At 63.5% G+C, this 16848-nt stretch carries 7 protein-coding genes; 6 read left to right on the top strand and 1 reads right to left on the bottom strand.

Annotated elements, in window-relative coordinates; genetic code table 11:
• Positions 1–27 precede the first annotated feature (27 nt).
• From AC2EAL_RS21370 to AC2EAL_RS21395, 6 genes are all read left to right on the top strand, one after another.
• Positions 28–5010 carry a hypothetical protein gene (locus AC2EAL_RS21370; protein ID WP_484726264.1) on the top strand — a complete coding sequence of 1661 codons (4983 nt, stop codon included), beginning with the start codon at positions 28–30 and terminating at the stop codon, positions 5008–5010.
• Positions 5007–6923 (top strand): baseplate J/gp47 family protein, encoded by a 1917-nt coding sequence (locus AC2EAL_RS21375; protein WP_484726265.1) that lies wholly within the window; start codon positions 5007–5009, stop codon positions 6921–6923. Before AC2EAL_RS21370 ends, AC2EAL_RS21375 begins: the two co-directional genes overlap by 4 nt.
• Entirely contained in the window at positions 6920–9178 is a 2259-nt protein-coding gene (locus AC2EAL_RS21380; RefSeq protein ID WP_484726266.1) for a phage tail protein, read from the top strand. The genes AC2EAL_RS21375 and AC2EAL_RS21380 overlap by 4 nt, the downstream gene beginning before the upstream one ends.
• A gap of 27 nt (positions 9179–9205) precedes the next feature.
• Positions 9206–10675, top strand: a complete 1470-nt coding sequence (locus AC2EAL_RS21385) for a hypothetical protein (protein WP_484726267.1) — start codon at positions 9206–9208, stop codon at positions 10673–10675.
• Between the two features lie 27 nt (positions 10676–10702).
• The gene (locus AC2EAL_RS21390; protein ID WP_484726268.1) at positions 10703–11587 is read left to right on the top strand and encodes a hypothetical protein; all 885 of its coding nucleotides are present in this window, start codon (positions 10703–10705) and stop codon (positions 11585–11587) included.
• A 62-nt stretch (positions 11588–11649) separates the two neighbouring features.
• Positions 11650–15708, top strand: coding sequence for an eCIS core domain-containing protein (locus AC2EAL_RS21395; RefSeq protein ID WP_484726269.1), 4059 nt, complete (start codon positions 11650–11652; stop codon positions 15706–15708).
• Positions 15709–15782: 74 nt separating this feature from the next.
• On the opposite strand, the gene AC2EAL_RS21400 is transcribed toward AC2EAL_RS21395, so the two are convergent.
• The gene (locus tag AC2EAL_RS21400) at positions 15783–16421 is read right to left on the bottom strand and encodes a LuxR C-terminal-related transcriptional regulator (RefSeq protein ID WP_484726270.1); all 639 of its coding nucleotides are present in this window, start codon (positions 16419–16421) and stop codon (positions 15783–15785) included.
• Between the last annotated feature and the right edge of the window lie 427 nt (positions 16422–16848).

Here is a 16848-nt window from a genome sequence, read left to right on the forward strand (position 1 = left end):
AGGACAGATCGGACTGATGCGGGCAGCATGGCCTTGCTTCTGGGCGATATGCGCAGCCGGGCACGACGCTGGATGCCCGATTGGCGGCCGGCCGATCCCGGGTTGGACCCTGCCGACATTGTCCTGCGTGCTGCCGCGCGGGTGTTTTCCGAAGTCACCAGCCGCCTCGACGTCATGCCAGACAAGGTGTTCCGCGACTACCTGCACTGGCTGGGAGTCGCGGAAAGGCCAGGTCAGGCGGCGCGCATTCCGCTGGTCTTTCGCTTGGCGCCAGGGGCTGATTCCGTGATGCTGGCCGGATCACGCGCTGACGGCACGCGCGTGCCGGTGCTCTTGCAAGCCATCACGGACAGCGATCCTGTTCCGTTCGAAATCGACACACCGGTGTTCCTGCAGGGCGCTTCGCTTGTAACGATCATCGGGTCGAGGCCTGGAGACGATTTCTATGCCGAGGCTCCGGTTGGGCTTCTGACGCCTTCGGGACCGGCCGAAGGAATCGATCGCTGGGAACTTGCTGCGGCCATCGATAGGGGCGCCACGTCGCTACAACTACGCCCGGCCACCGGCTGCGCGCCCGGGATGCAGCTGATCGATCAGTCTGGGGGCCGCTACCGGGTGAAGACCGCAAAGGATGGTCTGGTCGAGATCGACCCTGGGGCAAGACAGGCGCTGGCGCCTGGAGAAATCCTGCGCCGCGCCGAAGTCTTCGATCCCTTCCCGACCGACGGACAGCTTACGGACGCCGAACCTAACCGGCAGACCCATGCGCTATACCTTGGGTCCATGACGGCACTGGACGTTTCGACGGCCGCGCAGCTGGAACTGGTCGGTAGAACGCCACCCGGCGATGCCATCTGGCACTACTGGGGCAAGACCGCGGAAAGCGACACACCCGGTTGGCAAGCCCTGACACCGCTGCCCGTGGCCGGGCGATACGTGCTGCAGAAGCCAGCAGGCGCGACCGAGCCGCTTGAGATCGGTGGAGTAACGTCGCGCTGGCTGCGGGCCACCCTGCCGCCGGGCAGTGCCCTGGCCGGTGTCCCGACCACTGTCGCGGCTTTGGCGCTGCGGATCAATCCGGGGGGCACGGGCGGTGAAGGCGTCGCCTACGACGCGATGGCACCGACGGTGCAACTGGTTACCGACCAGCCCTTCCTGCCTTTCGGGCGCGAGCCGCGCCGCTTCGACAGTTTCCACATCGGCTCGGGCGAGGCGTTTTCAAAGCCCGGTGCCTGTGTGCATCTGGATCTCGAACTCGGGGACGGCTTTGCCACCGCGATGTCCGTCGCCTGGTTGCCCGAGGATTTCGCCGTTGCGGCGGCGGTCGGAAATGATGGCCGTCTGCTGCGGGTCAAGCTAGACGAGGCGCAGGCAGAGCCGACCTTCCTGATGCCGGTCCAGCCCGCATTGAATGGCCGGGCGGTTGCATTGTCACGCCAGTCGCGACCAGGCGCGGCGAGTTACGCCGGCAGGGCCGCATTTGCCGCTGGAGATGGCACGACTGTGTGGTTCTGGCTGACGGCGGCCGGCAGTCCAGAGGGTGCCGGGGACTGGCAGGACCTCGGGGCGCCGGGCTCTGGCGAGTTGGGCGATGTGATCCTGATTTCTGACGGTGACTGGCAGGATGCCTTGCGGGTTTACGCCGTTCAGGGTGGCATCGTCTATTCCCGGCGCGCTGATGTAGCCGACAGGTGGAGCCGACACTATCAGCCGACGACATCAACAGGAATGGTCCTGCGACTTTCGGCGGTTGATGGCGCAGAAGACCTGCACGGCCGGCAGCCGCTGCACCACGTACTGGCCGCCATCGCGGCCGATGGGACGCTTGGGCTAATCAGGGGTCCGGAATGGAAACCGATCCCTGGGGCGCTGAAATGCGATCCCCTTGTCTATCCGCAAGTCATCCTTGACCCGAATGACAACGACAGATTGATTGCAGGCTTTGCCAAGCTTGCGTCGGACCCAGGTTCGGAAAGCGAGGCCATTGCGCCGGTTGCGAAGATCTTCGTGGTGGACCGCGGGACTGAAACGCGCGAACTCGAGGTCGATTTGATCGGCCAGGCCTTGGCCCCGCTGCGGCTGGGGCAGAAGGACGAGCGTGGCGTGCTTCTGGCGGCGCATGGCGAAGCTGGAACCACTGCCCTGCATCTTTGGAGTCCGTTCCTCGGCGGATTTGACCAGGTCATCGACCCGATGCCCGCCTCAAGCCGCTACGTCCAGTCACCGGTCCCGATGACACCGGATGGACTTTGGCTATGTCCGCGGTTCGGTGGCAGTGTCGGAATGACCCGAGTGACGGAGGGCGCTGTCACTTCGGCGTCTGTCCTGAGATGCCTCACCCTTCCGGGTGCCGACCCGAACGAGGACTGGACCAACCGTCTTCTGCGCGTGCCTGATGCCTCTGCGTCGCTGATGCGGGTCAGTTTTGCGCTCCCATCCCCCGGCGGCGGGACGTTCATCGTTCCGGACAGGTCTTGGGACCTTCCCCCGGGTACCGTCCGTGCTGAAAGTTTCCGTGGGTCACCAGTCAGGGCAAAAGCCATCGGAGATCAGCAAGAGGTGGACGTCTCGCTTACGCCGGAGCTGGATGCCCTACTTGCCGATCCGAACCTTCCAGCCGGAGAAATCTTCCTTGGGTTCGAATTCGACGGGAAGCCCCGGCTGGTTCGTGCCGAACCAGAGCTGCCTGCAGACGATCCCGTCGTGTTCCGCCCCGCAGCCGGAACGCCTGATTTCAAGCTGGAACAGCTGACAAATATTCTCGTGTGTGTCCGGTTGGAACAAAGGCTCGCGGGAAGGATCGAGTCCGTTGCCGAAATCCCGAGCCCGCCGGGACCGCGGCTGGCGGTGTTCGACTGGGACACGCAGAAAGAGCTTGCCTTTGAGAAGATCGACACCGGGCGGCAACAGCTTTTGGTTCTGGCAACTGATGATGACGTGCAGCAGGTTGTCTTGTCCGAGACGATGGCGGCGCAATCCCTGTGGTCGCCGTCGCGGCCGCGCAACCCGAACCTGTCCTGGGAGTACTGGAACGGACGTGCCTGGGCCACGATTCCCGACCTCGTGGACGGGACCAATAGCTTCGTCACCTCGGGCGAGGTTGAGTTCTGCGTGCCGGATGACCTTGCGCCGACCGAAGTTCTGGGACGGCCCAACAGCTGGATCAGGGCGCGGCTGGTCGATGGTGACTTCGGGATCGAGGAAGTCTGGGTCGAGGAAGACAAGGACAGTGGACAACGTATCGTGCGTCGTGATGGAAGCACCGTGCGTGCGCCTGTCGTCGTGCATCTGTCCGTGCGCTACAGCCTGAGCTGCGCGACGCTATTTGCCCATGTCCTGACCGAGGACGCCGGGACGCTGCGTGATCAGACGGCGGTCAACGATGCCGAAAACGCGACGATCCCGATCTTCGTCCATCTGTCGGATGACCTCGAACGGCAGGTGATCCGGCAAGGCGACCGATCAGATATGCCGGTCGGCCAGGGCATCGAGGCGATTGATTGCGGATGCGGATCGGTACCCGGTTCCGGGCGGGGCGGGGTGGCCCAAGTTGCCGGCAAGCCTGCGTCAGCACGCGCGCTGTTTCTTGGATTCGATGCCCCGCTTTCGGGCGCGCCGGTGAACCTGTTTTTCCAGATCCCGCGCGATCCAGGCTTGCGACCCGTGATGCTGGACGTGTCTGGACTGACATCTGTCGGCTTCAGAACCATCGCGTCCTCTGACGGAACCTTCGGGCTTAGCGAGACCGGAATCCTGAGCCTCGATCTACAGGTGCCCCTTGAGCCCACGGTCCTGTTCGGTCGGCAATTGCACTGGCTGCGGATCGCGCCTGCCGGTACCGGATCGACAGAAAGCTGGGCACCGCGAGTTACCGGAATCCACCTTAATGCGGCCTGGGCCTCTGCCGCCGAAACGCAAAGTTCCGAACTCCTCGGATCGTCCGACGCCTCGCCGGGCCAACGCTTCCGACTGGCGCGGCCGCCCATCGTCCGTGGCAGTCTGGAAGTGCGGGTCCGAGAGTTGCTGGGACCGGACGAGGCGGCTGCTCTTGCGGCCGAACAGAGAGATGGGGCGGCAGTTCTGGACCAGATCGGATCTCGGCCAGGCCCCTGGGTCCTGTGGACGTCGGGCGATCTGACCACGGCAGGTCCGGAAGCGCGGATTTACACGCTTGATGCGGTCACCGGCGAAATTGCCTTCGGTGACGGCACGCAGGGGCGCATTCCTCCCGCAGGGCGCGATGTCATCATGGCGGTCCGGTACCGGACGGGTGGAACCGCCGCGGCCAATGCGGTGGAGGCCTGGGGACAGGTCAGCTTGGTAAGTGCCGTCCAGGGCGTCGAGGCGGTCCTTGCCCCCGAACCCGCGGCGGGGGGAAGCGATCCCGAAACGGTCGACGAGGTCTTGCGCACCGCACCTGCAGAGCTTGCGATGCGGGACCGCGCCGTGACCCTGCACGATATCAGCAGGCTTGCCTTGCGCGCGTCCGACGGAATCGGCCAGGCCGTTGCGCTGAACCGGCCAAAGGGCGCCGTAGCGGTCGTGATTGCAATGCGCGGCGCCGAGACCTTGCCGTCCAATGCGATGCTGCGCGAGACGACGCGGTTTCTGCAAGCCCGGGTCAGTCCATCCCTGGCCCGTCAAGGTGCGCTAGTCGCAGTCCCGCCAAGACCGGTACCGCTCTGGATCGACGTCGAGGCGCAAGCCGATGGTTTCGAAAACCTTGGGGGGCTGCGCGCACAGATCGTACTTCGCATTCTGGCCATGCTTGATCCCGCCACCGGTGGCGCGCGGGGGCAGGGCTGGCCATTCGGACGTCTGCCGACGACCGATGACATCGCGGCTGCGATCCACGACGTGCCGCATCTCGTGACGCTGCTGGATGTTGCGATCCGGCAAGATGGCGGGTCCTCCAGTCGCCTGCCAGCGGATGCGATGATCGTGGCGCGGGCAGATCGGATCCAGGTCCGGGCCGGGGTTGGGGTCGAACAGCTGGGAGTCACACGATGACCGGCATTCGCGCGACACTCGACACTGCGGATTTCGCAAGCCTCGTCGAGGCGGCGCGGGCGATCATTCCAGCGAACGCCGCAGGCTGGACCGATCACAACATCCATGATCCCGGCATCATGCTGATCGAGCTTCTCGCGCATATAGCCGACGGTCAGATCTATTCACTGTCGCGCCTGCGCCGGGATGAGCGGACGGCATTTGCGGCCATCCTGAATGCCTGGCGCAAGGGGCCGAGCCCGGCCTCTGTCCTGCTGTGGCCGCATTTGTCGACACCGGCCCGCACGAGCCCTCTGGCAGCGTTCTCGGGGCAGAAGATCGCAGCCGAGGTGCAGATTGCGGCAGATCTGCCGGGCGTTTCGGCGTTTCGCGCCATCGAGGCATTCTCGGTGTCCGGCCTACGGATCGAAAGCGTGTGCAGCGAGACATCGACCGGCGCGGTCATCGAATGGGGCGATCCGGGGGCGGTCGAACGTGCCGCATTCCGTCCCTTCGCCGGCGACCCGACCCCCCAAGACGCGCTAGTCTTGCGCTGCAGGGTTGAGAAGGAAGTACCGCAACCGCTGTCAGAGCCGTCTCCGCTGGCGCTTGGCATCGAAGTCCTGCAGCCCGACAGGCTGCCAGAAGTGATACGTCAACGGCAATTCCTGTCCCTGTCCCTTAGGCAAGGCGTTGACGAACGGCCACTGCGGATCCTGGCGGATGGGACGAGCGGGCTGTTCCGGACCGGTATCCTGCGCTTTGCGCGGCCACGTGATCTGAACCGGACGTTTGACCTGATCCTGAGACCGACCCGGGCGGGTTTACTGCGGCGGCCTTGCCTGCGGCGGATCTCATTTGACGTGTTTGCCGCTGAACAGGTGGAAACCGTGACCGAGACGGCTTCCGACTTTGGCACCGGTCTGCCGGACCAGGTCTGGAAACCCGAGCGGTCAGGCAGGGTGGAAAGCTTGCCGTTCAGCGTTGAAACGTTGGATCGTGCCGGACTCCGGCGCGACTGGAAGCCGGGCGATCTGGAAACGGCCGGCCCCGATGCGCTTGTCTTTAGCCTGGACGAGCGCGATGGTTCCATCGGCTTCGGCAATGGCGTGAACGGACGGGCACCCGACGCTGGCGAAGCGCTCATGGTTCGCTACAGCGTATCCGATGGTGCCCGTGGCAACGTGGCATCGGTCACGACCTGGACAGTCCGCGGATTTTCCGGACCGATCTGGTTCAATCCGGCGCCCGCTGAACATGGCAGTGACGCCGAAACCATGTCGCAGCTGCAGACGCGGGTGCGGCGAGAGCTCGCTCAGGCACCGCAGTGCGTCACAGGTGCGGATCTGATCGCAGCCGCCCGCGGATTGCGCGGGTTCGACGCCGACGCCCTAGTGCTGCCGGAAAGCGCGTCCGGCCTGCAGGCGGCTGGTGCCGTGACCACGCTAATGGCCTGGATTGTCGAACCTCAAGCCAGCTCAAGTGACCATGAGGGCTGGCAGGTCCCTTCGCGCGCATGGCTCGACGAGCTGAGTGCGAAACTGCGTCCGCAGGTGCCAATCGGCCGGTCGTTGGATGTCGTGGCTCCCCTGCCGGTCCGTATCGGCCTGACTGCCGAGTTGGAGCTTGAACCGCGTGCGGACGCCGCTGCAGTTCTCTTGCGGTGCAAGGACATGCTGCGGCGACGCCTTGGCTTGCGCCCCGCAGATGTGCGGAATGAAAGCCTTGCGGCGCCCGCAACGATAGCTCTGTCCATGGTCCGGGGCTGGTTGCGCGCTGATCCCGACGTAAGGGCGGTTGTCAACGCTGCGTTGACAATCGACGGGCGAATTGCCGGTTCGACGATCCAACTCCGCCCCCGCGAAAGGTGTGTGCCCGACATAGGACCCCAAAGCCTGCGGATTGCCGCAGCTGGCAGGGAGGATGCGAGATGACTGCAGCGTCCATGCGATCCTACCGCTTTGCGCTCACTGACCAATGGGCATCGGGGCTGCAGGACCGAATGACGGCAGCGCTGCCTACGGAAGGCTTGGCCCCCGTCGACGCGTGGCCCGCGCGGGCGCGATGGATCGGGCCACGCCGGGGTCTTGAGGCGGTGGCCGTCACCCCCGATGGCCTTGTGGTATGTCGCGGCGACACTGCGGAAGCATTGGTGCGCGCGCCTGTCTGGCTGCTCCGGGAGGGCTTTGCCGACGAAGGTCCCGTGGAAGTGGCGGGTGCGTTTGCAGCGTCCTCGCGTCTGGTGGCCGATGCAGTCTCGATCTGGGCATTCTCGTCCGGTCAAGTCGAGCGCTTCGATCGTGATACGCTGGCGCTTGAACAGATGATCGGGGTCCCTCGCTTGCTGGGCGAAGATGGTTGGCCCCAGGCGCGGATCCTCGACATCACATCGGCTCCTTGCAGTGGTATCTGGGCCTTAGTCGCGTCGGGCGAAACCCGCCTACTCGTGCAACTTGACCGCGCCGGATGCGTCCGTCGGCGGATCCGCCTTGGATGCCGCCTGGACCGTGTCACCGAAGTTGCGGGTCTCGACGGGGGCCAGATGGTTGCGCTGCTTTCGGTGACCGAACAGCGAATTTACTACGTCGACCCAGCGTCGGGCAACGTGAAGCATGACCCCTTCGCAGCGCAATTCGGTGCCCGATGCCGCTGGCACCGGATCGCATCGGATGGCGAAGGGCGGATCGCCGTTTTGACCCGGCCTGACGCAAGCTGTGCCGATCCCTGCGCGGCCGGACAATCCGTATCTGGTACGGGTCGGATGGGCCCGACCTTGGTCGAGGCAATCCTGTTTCTGGATTCGCGCGGTGAGGCGCTTCAGCCTGCAGTGCAGCCCGTACTGCCGAGTCCAGGCCCCGTACCGACCGTTACCGATATCGCTTTGGCACGGGACCGGATCGTCCTGGTGACGACCGTTGGCGCGCTTTCCTTCGGGCCATCGGGTACAGAGGGGGGCGGTGCAGCCGACCTTCACGGGGCGCGTCGTCAGGGCACGTTCCTCACCCCTGTCCTGACCTCCTTGCCCAATGACCAGGGCGAGGGTTGGCTGCGGGCGGAATGCCGCGTTTCGCTGCCCGAGGGGGCGACCTTGTCCTGCACCGCAGCCGGCACGTCGGACATGCGTCTGGCTGAAAGGGTCCGGGCGCTTGCGGCTGATACTTCGATGACCTCGGCAAGCCGCATAGCGATGGTTTGGCAGCTCTTGACGGATGAGGGTCGACTGCTGCCGCCGATGACCTTCACCGGTCCGCTGGGCGCAGGCACGCCAGTCGAGGTCCCCATCTACCGGCTGACCGAGCGCATGATCTGGCTGCGCCTTGACGTCGACGCTCCGCAGGCGGGTTCAACGCCGAAGCTGCTGGAAATGCGGGTGCTTTATCCCGAAACGTCCCTTATGGCGATGCTTCCCGCCGTCTTCCGAGGCACCCTGGACGACCGGCAGTCGGCCTTGCGTGATTTCGTCGGCGTCATCGAGACGACATCGCAAGCGATAGACGCCCGGATCGCCGGGATCGGAGACCTTGTCCAGCCGCTGACCGCGCCGCCGGAATGGCTAGACCGGATTGCCGAATGGACTGACATCCCCTGGCACGACGCACTGCCGACCGAGATCAAGCGCCGGTTGGTTCTTCAGGCTGGCCAGTTGATCCGTCAGCGCGGCACACGTGATGGTCTGAAGAAGCTGCTGTTGGCTCTCTTGCCGGACGACGCGCAGTTCGAGATTGTCGATACGGCTGCAGACTACCGTCCGATGATCCTCGGAGGAGGCGCGCGCGCCGGGACGCCGATCCCCTTCCTGCTTGCAGGAGAGCCTGCGGGTACGCCGAGACTGGGTGCGGGTGCTGTCCTCGGACGAACGCGCCTGATGTGCGGCGACCTGCCGGACCCGCTCGCTGCTCTGGCCTCGACACTCAGGATCACAATCAGGGCGGCTGCGGCAGTTCGCGAGGTCTTGGAACCGGTCTTGCCGACGATTGTCGCGCAGGTACTGCCGGCCGGAGTTCGACTGCAGATCATCTGGCGCCGACCTGGAGGCCAGGAATTCCTGTCGGAAGACGGGGACTTGCTCGATGACAATGGTCCCGGGGCCCTTGGGCGTACTGCCGAGATCGGCCGCACTGTTGTTTTCGGCCGTCTGACCGATCCGTTCGCTTCGCTCGGTCGAGAGACCGGGTTCACTTTGTCCTGACGCGCGTTCAGGAGGGAGAAACAAAGCATGTCAAAGGAAGTCAAATCCTCGAGCACCGGCGACTGGGTCCCTTGTGGTGCCGGTTTGCGGAACCGTTACTTCACCGGAAAGCGAATGAAGGCCGCTGCCTATGTGCTTGAGCAGGAGTACGCGGTCGGCAGAAGGCGGCTCATCAACCGCTCTGTGCTTGGGTGGGGAGTGGTTCGGGGCTTCGCCCTGTCGCTGAGCGGCGGGGAGGCCGAAAACGTCAGTCAGGATGCTGCTGGAGAGGGCGGCATCTTGACGGTAAGTGCAGGGCTTGCCCTGGACCGTCACGGGCGCGAGATCATGCTTGAGGGTCCCGTCACGCTTGGCCGAGAGACAACAGTGGTTCTCCGGCAGGGCTCCAATGGCCCGCGATGGCAGAAAGCCGAGAACCTCGCGCCAGGTCGGTATGTCCTCGCGATCCACTACGCCGAACGTCCGGCGGGAACCCTGACGCCCGGCGACTGCAGCTGCGACGAACCACAGCATGACCGTGTCTGCGAGACAGCGGTCTTCTCGCTGCGCCTGATCGGTGCGGACGACCGTTGCCCCTGTGGCGAGGCCGTGTGCAGCGAAGACGACGGCTGCCATTCCAGCTGCGGATGCGACGCCGACGAACGCGGACCGCACGGACGCCTGTGCGCATGGGTCGAAGGACGCAAGGACGCTGGGGGCGGCGCGAACCTTTCGGATTGCGATGGCCTTGCCATGGACGCATCTGCGCCAGTTGACCTTGCCTGCGTGACCCTGGTCGGCGGTTCTGGAAAGTGCGATCCCCTGTTGGTCGCAAGCATCGATGACGCATGCCATCCCCGCCGCATCGTTAAGACGAACGATCTTCTCTATGACCTTATTCGGGGGTGCGATCTTACCCGGATCAGCGAGGTCAGCTGGCAAGCACAGCACCGGCGGCTTGACTGGGCCGATCCGGTGCGGTGGGAGGAATTCCTTTCCTTGCTGAAACCCCCCGTTTCGGCACCGGTCAAGCCCGAGAAGACAGAGAAGCAAAGTCGGACCAGGCAGGGCACGACGGGCCTGACTGTTCGCTTCACCGGCCCCGTGCTGGTTTCGACCTTGCTTCTGGATGCCATCGTCATCTCGATCCACACCACCAACAACGAATCCGGCTGGCGCATTGGCCGTCGGGTTCCGGTCGACAGGCTGATCCCCCTGGATCCGTCAGGCAACGGCATGGACGCCACCGCGCTGGGCTTCGTCGTCCATGTCGACGCCGACTGGCTTGCCGACGAGGTCGACAGCAACAAGTCCTGGTTCAATGGCGGCACATTCCTGTGCGAGATCGAGATCCGCGGCAGCCTGATCCGTGATTGCTCGGGTCAGGCCATCGACGCTGATCCAAGAGGCCTGAACGGGCTTGTCAGCGGCAATGGCACGCCAGGTGGCATGTACCATTCCAGCTTCGTCGTCGCCGGTCGAAGACGCCCGGTTGTCCGCGAAACCGCCAACGAATGATTCCGGCAGAAATCCGAGGACCCAATCATGACAAAACCGATGAACCATCCCGAAACCTCGATGAAGGGCAGTCTGATCCGTCCGACCTATGCGCCGGGGCTTCTGCTTGAAGATGACGACCTGACTGCTGGGGTAAGCTATACGCGTGGCCTCACCCAGCTTCTGTTCCGATCGCTTTTTGGCTGCGGCGTGATCTGCGGCTACAAGCTTTCGCCGAAACTCATCTGCAACGGGCGAAAGCTCCAAGTCGAGGTTTCGGCCGGGGTCGGGCTTGACTGCCTGGGCAATCCGCTGGAACTCCGCCGCGCCACCATGCTGGAATATGATCCCGAATGTGGCGACTGGCCAGCGTCCCTGTGGGTGACGGCCTGCTATACCGAGATACCGTGCCGCCCCCGCGAACTGGCCTGTGGCGAGGACAGTGACGCCCAACGGTCCTTTACCCGCCTTGTGGGCGGTGTTCGGATCGAGTTGCTAGCAAAGCGCCCGGATTGCGCCTGTTCCTGTGAACCGCCCGAACCCGCAAAAGGGGGCAAGGGCAAGGGTTGCTGCTGCGAAGAGGAAGCCATGGAGGCAGTGCCCGCCGCAGCGGCGGCCGCTGCCGAAAGCAAGTCGAAGTCCGTGAAGGACCCAAAGCCAGCCAAGGAAGAAACCATGGAAGGCGAAATTGTCGTCTCGCCGATCAACCCTCCGGTCAAGGGCGATGGCACCGACAAGATGGAGTTCGACTGCTATGCAGACCACGTGGCCGGCGAATGTGGTTCTGGCTGCGACTGCGCCTGCATCCTGATTGGCAAGATCGATCTGGGGTCTGTCAGTAAGGATGGGACCATTCCGGCCAACTATGCGTCTGTCCGCCAGATCCGGCCCCGGCTCATCGGGCAGGACCTGGATCGGGCCCGACGTTCGTGAGTTTGGACGTGATCTGGCGGCACAAAGGTCAGGCCTAACCGCAGCGGGAGGTAGACGACGCGATGGCCCCAGCGCAACTGAAGGTTTCCGAGCCCGCTCTCGCCGAGCGCCAGCGGACGCCTGCGGTGACCGCACCATCGCCCAGTCTGACACCGTCCCTGCAACGCAGGGTTGGCAATCGCGGCATGATCGCGTTGGCCGCACTTCAGGTGTCGTCACCGCGGGATGCAGCGGAACGCGAAGCGGAAAGCGTCGCAGCCGCAGTCGAGAGGTCTTCAGGCACGGCAAGGCCGCTGATAGGCGCCGCACCCAAGATACAGTCTGCCGCGCTGGGCGACGGGGCCGCTGGCGGAACCGTTGCACCAAGTACGGCCGAAGCCATTTCGGCGCGCCTCGGCGGCGGCTCTCCGCTGTCGCCGGCGGTGCGCAGGGATCTTGAACCGCGCATTGGGGCCGACTTCGGCTCGGTTCGCGTCCACACGGACGATCACGCCGCCAAGCTTAGCCAATCGATGGGCGCACGCGCCTTCACAGTCGGCGGCGACATCTTCTTTGGCCGCGGCGAGTACCAGCCGAACACCGCCCAGGGGCGCGGCCTGCTGGCACATGAATTGACGCATACGGTCCAACAAGGAGCGGCCGGCAAGACGCAGGTGAACCGGTCGCTGGCCGAGGATCTTGGTCTGACCGCCGATGGATTGGCCAGGAAGGCGGTCAGCGTCGTTGCGCCAGATCTTGCGCCAATCATCGACGGAGGCCCGACCGGGCTTGTGGACTGGCTGGGCAAGCGCCTTTCGGGGGCGGCAGAGACAGTCTTCAACGGACTGATGGCTCCGGTCCGGGCCGTTGGTGGGGCCGGGGCCGCTCTGGCCGCGCGTTTTGCGCCGATGGTTGAAGGCTTCAAGGTGGCTGCGGGTCAGATTGCCCAGAACGATTGCGCGCCGATCCGGGCCGCTGCCGAGAAGATCGAGAGCGAAGCAACCGCCCTGATCACGCCGATGGTCGAGAAGGTTCAGCCAATCGTCAAGCGGGTCCACGACTTCCTCGATGCGGTCTGGACGACGATCGGCGCTCCGGTCTGGGAATGGATCAAGTCCCGTGCAGCCGAGGAATGGGCAAAGCTGCAGCAACTGGTCGGGCTGGTTCAAAAGGTCTGGGCATGGATCTGGGATGCCTACGCCCCGACGCGCGAGCTTCTGGCCCAGGCCTGGAACTGGGTCAAGCGCAAGCTCGGCATTGGCGACGGGCCGGAAGGTCAGGCCGGAATCCTGCAATGGGCGCAGGCCAAGGTCACGGAAGTCTGGGGCAAGATCCGCACGAAGCTTGCCCCGTTCGAGCGTCAGATCAAGGTGGTGGGCGCCACCATTGGCGCGATCCTCCTTCTCTTCTCACCTGCAGGGCCGATCGTTGCGGTCGGTGCGGCGGCGGCCGGTGCCGTGCAGGGCATCCGCTGGATCGCCGCGAACTGGGGCAAGGGCAATGCCATCGTGCGGATGCGCGAACACATCCGCGCGGTGCTCATCCCTGAACTGCTGGCGACGACGCGGTCGCTTGCCCAGCGGGTCACGGGGATGGCCGCGGCGCTGTCCGGGGCGATGCTCTCCTTCGTCGGGGGCATTGCCGGCCTTGCGGGTGCTTTGGAAGGGTCGGTCCTTTCGGCCGCCAAGTCACTTATCGGGTGGATCCACACGCAGGCGAAGGCGCTTGCCGACTGGGCGCAGACAGGACTTGCGCAGGTTGCGGTCTGGGTCGGAACCGCGCTTGACCGGCTGAAGACCCTCCTGTCCCGCGCGATGGCCTTCCTCAAGCGGGTGGCCGATGTTGTTCTCGACATTTGGGCGCTGCCGGTCTTCCTGGGCGAAGCGATCTGGAACCTGGTCCCGGCCTGCGTTCGCGACCCGATTGTGGACTTCCTAGGCCCGATCATCCTGCGCCAGATCGAGCTGTTCCAGGAACTCGCCAAAGACAATGAAGCCTGGCAGAAGACCAAAGCCGACGTCGGCAAGCTGATCAAGCTGGTCTTCCACGATCATGACCTGATGGGCGCGGTTAGGGCGGCGTTCCATCTTGTCCTGCGGGTCTTCAATCTTCCACTTGAGTTGCTGCAGAAGGTGGCCGCCAAGGCGATGGCAGCCTGGGATGTGGTGGTCAAGGCGCCGATTGCCTTCATCAAGAACGCCATCCGGTCGCTGGGATCGGGCTTCCGAATTCTTTGGAATGACAAGATCGAGGTTCTGAAGGACGGGCTGAAAGGCTGGCTTCTGGGTGAGATCAAGGACAAGAACATCCAGATCCCAACGAAATGGGATGAGCCGAAGCAGCTCTTCGAACTGGCAACCAGCGTGATGGGGCTGAACGAGGATCACGTCTACAAGTTGCTTGCCACGCGTTTCCCGGAACAGAAGGTAACGCGCTTCCGCCAGATCATGGGCAAGGTTACCGGCGTCCTGGCCTGGGTGAACCGGGCGATCGACACAACCAAGACCCCGGCCGAGAATGCGAAGGGAATGGTCGGACAGGCGAAGGATTTTGGTCTGACAATCCTGACCGGGATAGCCGAGTGGGTGGCCGGCAAGGTCGCCGCAGAAATCGCCTTCATCGCCGCCTCGGCCGCCGCGACGGCCGGATTGTCCGAGGTCGTGGACATTGCCAAGCGCATCTACCGTGCGATGGTGACGGCCCAGAAATGGGCCCGGCAGATTCTGGACATGGTCAGCAGCACGCTCGACAATGTCCTGGATATCGCAGCAGGCTCGATTGACGTGGTGGGGGCCAAACTCGCGGTCATCCTGCGCAAAGGCGCGGTCGTGGTGATCGGGTTCCTGGCCGATCAGGTTGGCCTCGGCGGCGTCGGCAAGGCGATCCGCGACATCATCGATGCCCTGCGCAAGCGGGTGGATGCCGCAATCCTGTGGCTGATCGACAAGATCAAGGCGGCGATCGAGGCGGTTATCGGGGCCGTGAAGGCCGGGGCGAAGGCGATCCTGAAATGGTGGCAGGATCTGCGCAATTTCGTCGGCGCCGATGGTAAGCCGCACAAAGTGTACTTCGAAGGCAGCGAGAAGAGTGCAGTGCTATATGTCGAGTCGAAAAAGCGCCTCGTGGTCACCTTCTTGAAGGAAATGATCGAAGACCCTGACGTGGCCCCAGACACGCGCAGTGACGCCCAGGCTGCGCTAGCTTTCCATGATGCAGAGATCAAGCCCAGGTCTAGACCAGACGCCAGCCAGGAAGCGCGTGAGGAGATTCCAAGTCTGCTCACCCAGTTTGCAACCATGCTTGCCAAGCTGGTTGGCTATGGTGAAAGCGAACTGCCAGACACGGTGGCTGAAGCGAAGTTCAATGGTCCCGAGTCCGCAAATCTGGAGAAGCTCTCGAAGCGCAGCACGAAGGAGGATCCCAGCGAAGCATCAGGCGATAATCCTGCATTCACATTGCTTAGAGGTTGGGACCTGACCAGAGCGCGCGATGGGCGCAGCCCCTGGGTGAGAATGCACATGATCACCAGACGGCTGGGTGGTCCGCCCGGGCCCAAAAACTGGATTCCGGCCCCAGGCGCAATCAACACAGGCGGAAAGGTCCGCACCTTTGAGAAGACGGTCGAAGAGCTGATGAGGCCCGAAGAGGGCAGGGGAGCGAAGAAAAAGAAGCTGGGCGTTGTGTGGGTTCATGTAAAGACGACCGATTATCACGGTGCTTCCGCCGAAGCAGGGGCCGAGTATCCGGCGGGAATGTTCAGCAAGGCGGTCACATTCATGGCGGGTCTACATGTTCCGCGCAAAGGGTCGAAGGGTTGGGACAAGGACCCTGTGCCAGTTGTCGTTCAACCGGTTGATATTCCGCCCCCGTCCAGCGAACTGAAGGGTGGGCCAGCCAACTTGAATGACCAGAATGTTGGGGCGACACGTCTGTCGGCGATCACCGGAGCTTCCCCAAGTTTCTGTACCGTAGTCAAGCAGTTGCGGAGCGAATATGGCAGCTTTGGAAGTTGGTCGGAATTTGAAGCCGCGGTCTATGCGAGCCGCTCCCGGATAACCGACAAACTTGAAGCCAACCTGATCGCCTTTATGCTGGCGATTGAAGGGAAGAAACTGGTGATCCGAGAAGTCAATTTGAACTAGGGTTGCAAGACCCCGTTGTGATGCTCGACGAGCCGATGATTTGGACCTGTGCCCTGGTCAACCTGGTTGTGCCACTAAACCCCCGTCCAGGGCCGTTCCCGCACCTGTCGCATCACATGTCCCCGGCGCGGCAGGTGCATCTTGTCAAGGACGTTGTGCACATGGTGCTTGACGGTCGATACGCTCAACTTCAGGTCCCTGGCAATTTCCTTGTTGGTGTAGCCGCGACCGATGAGGTGCATGACGTCCGTCTCTCGCTGGGTAAGCGTGTCGGCCGACGGCGGCGGCGGCGGGGCGGGCACGGCCTGAAAAAGTGCGCGCAGCAGATTGCCTGAAACCTCCTCCGGACAGCTGAGCTTGCCTGCAACTGCGTCCTTCATGGCCTTCACCAGATCGTCCGCCGTGCAATCGCGGCAGACATAACCGCCAAAGCCCGCCCGGCCACAGCGGATCACCTCTTGACGTTGGTCTCGCAATCCAAGCGCCACGAGGACGACATCGGGATGGGCCAGCGCCAGCAGACGGATCTCCTCAAGGTCGGCAATCTGGGTGGTGTCCACCAGAACCAGACCAATATCATCAGAGCGGAGCAGGCTCTCCAGTTCGGTCAGGGTGTCAGTGACATGAACAACCGAGAAATCCTTGCGCGCCTGGAAAAGCAGAACAAGGCCGTCAGCGAGCAATCGGATTGGTGTGACTATCACAATCTGCACGGTCCACCTTAATCGTCTGAAGTTGGGGGATCGTCAATTCTTGGAATGCTTCTATACACTCAGGATTGCATCAATCTCACGAAGGTTCAACCGGTTTCCCGGTCTGGAAGTCCGTTGGACGGTTTCTTGCCTATTGGCCCATTGTGCCGCCGCAGGTGCGAGCCGACCCTCTCCAACCTGCCCTTCCTTGACCCTGTGGCACTAGATGTCTTGCCCTTTCGCGCAACAGCACAGAACCCAAGAGATCGTCGAAGCCAGATCACAACGGTTACACCTCCACCAAGAGCGGAAATGAAAGACTATGCAAATCGGTCGTTGCGGGTCGCGGTGCGGCGTCAGTCCTTTGGCACTGTTGAACACGGTCTCGTTCCGACTGTGGTGACCCCTACCATATTTAGTGTATCAGACAGACTTTCATCCCAACCTA

The sequence above is a fragment of the Tabrizicola sp. T74 genome, from assembly GCF_057219935.1.

Bases quoted from the DNA above. Each gene is read 5' to 3' on its own strand.
- AC2EAL_RS21395 (WP_484726269.1), top strand. From the start codon at position 11,650: ATGGCCCCAGCGCAACTGAAGGTTTCCGAGCCCGCTCTCGCCGAGCGC.
- AC2EAL_RS21375 (WP_484726265.1), top strand. From the start codon at position 5,007: ATGACCGGCATTCGCGCGACACTCGACACTGCGGATTTCGCAAGCCTC.
- AC2EAL_RS21370 (WP_484726264.1), top strand. From the start codon at position 28: ATGGCCTTGCTTCTGGGCGATATGCGCAGCCGGGCACGACGCTGGATG.
- AC2EAL_RS21380 (WP_484726266.1), top strand. From the start codon at position 6,920: ATGACTGCAGCGTCCATGCGATCCTACCGCTTTGCGCTCACTGACCAA.
- AC2EAL_RS21385 (WP_484726267.1), top strand. From the start codon at position 9,206: ATGTCAAAGGAAGTCAAATCCTCGAGCACCGGCGACTGGGTCCCTTGT.
- AC2EAL_RS21390 (WP_484726268.1), top strand. From the start codon at position 10,703: ATGACAAAACCGATGAACCATCCCGAAACCTCGATGAAGGGCAGTCTG.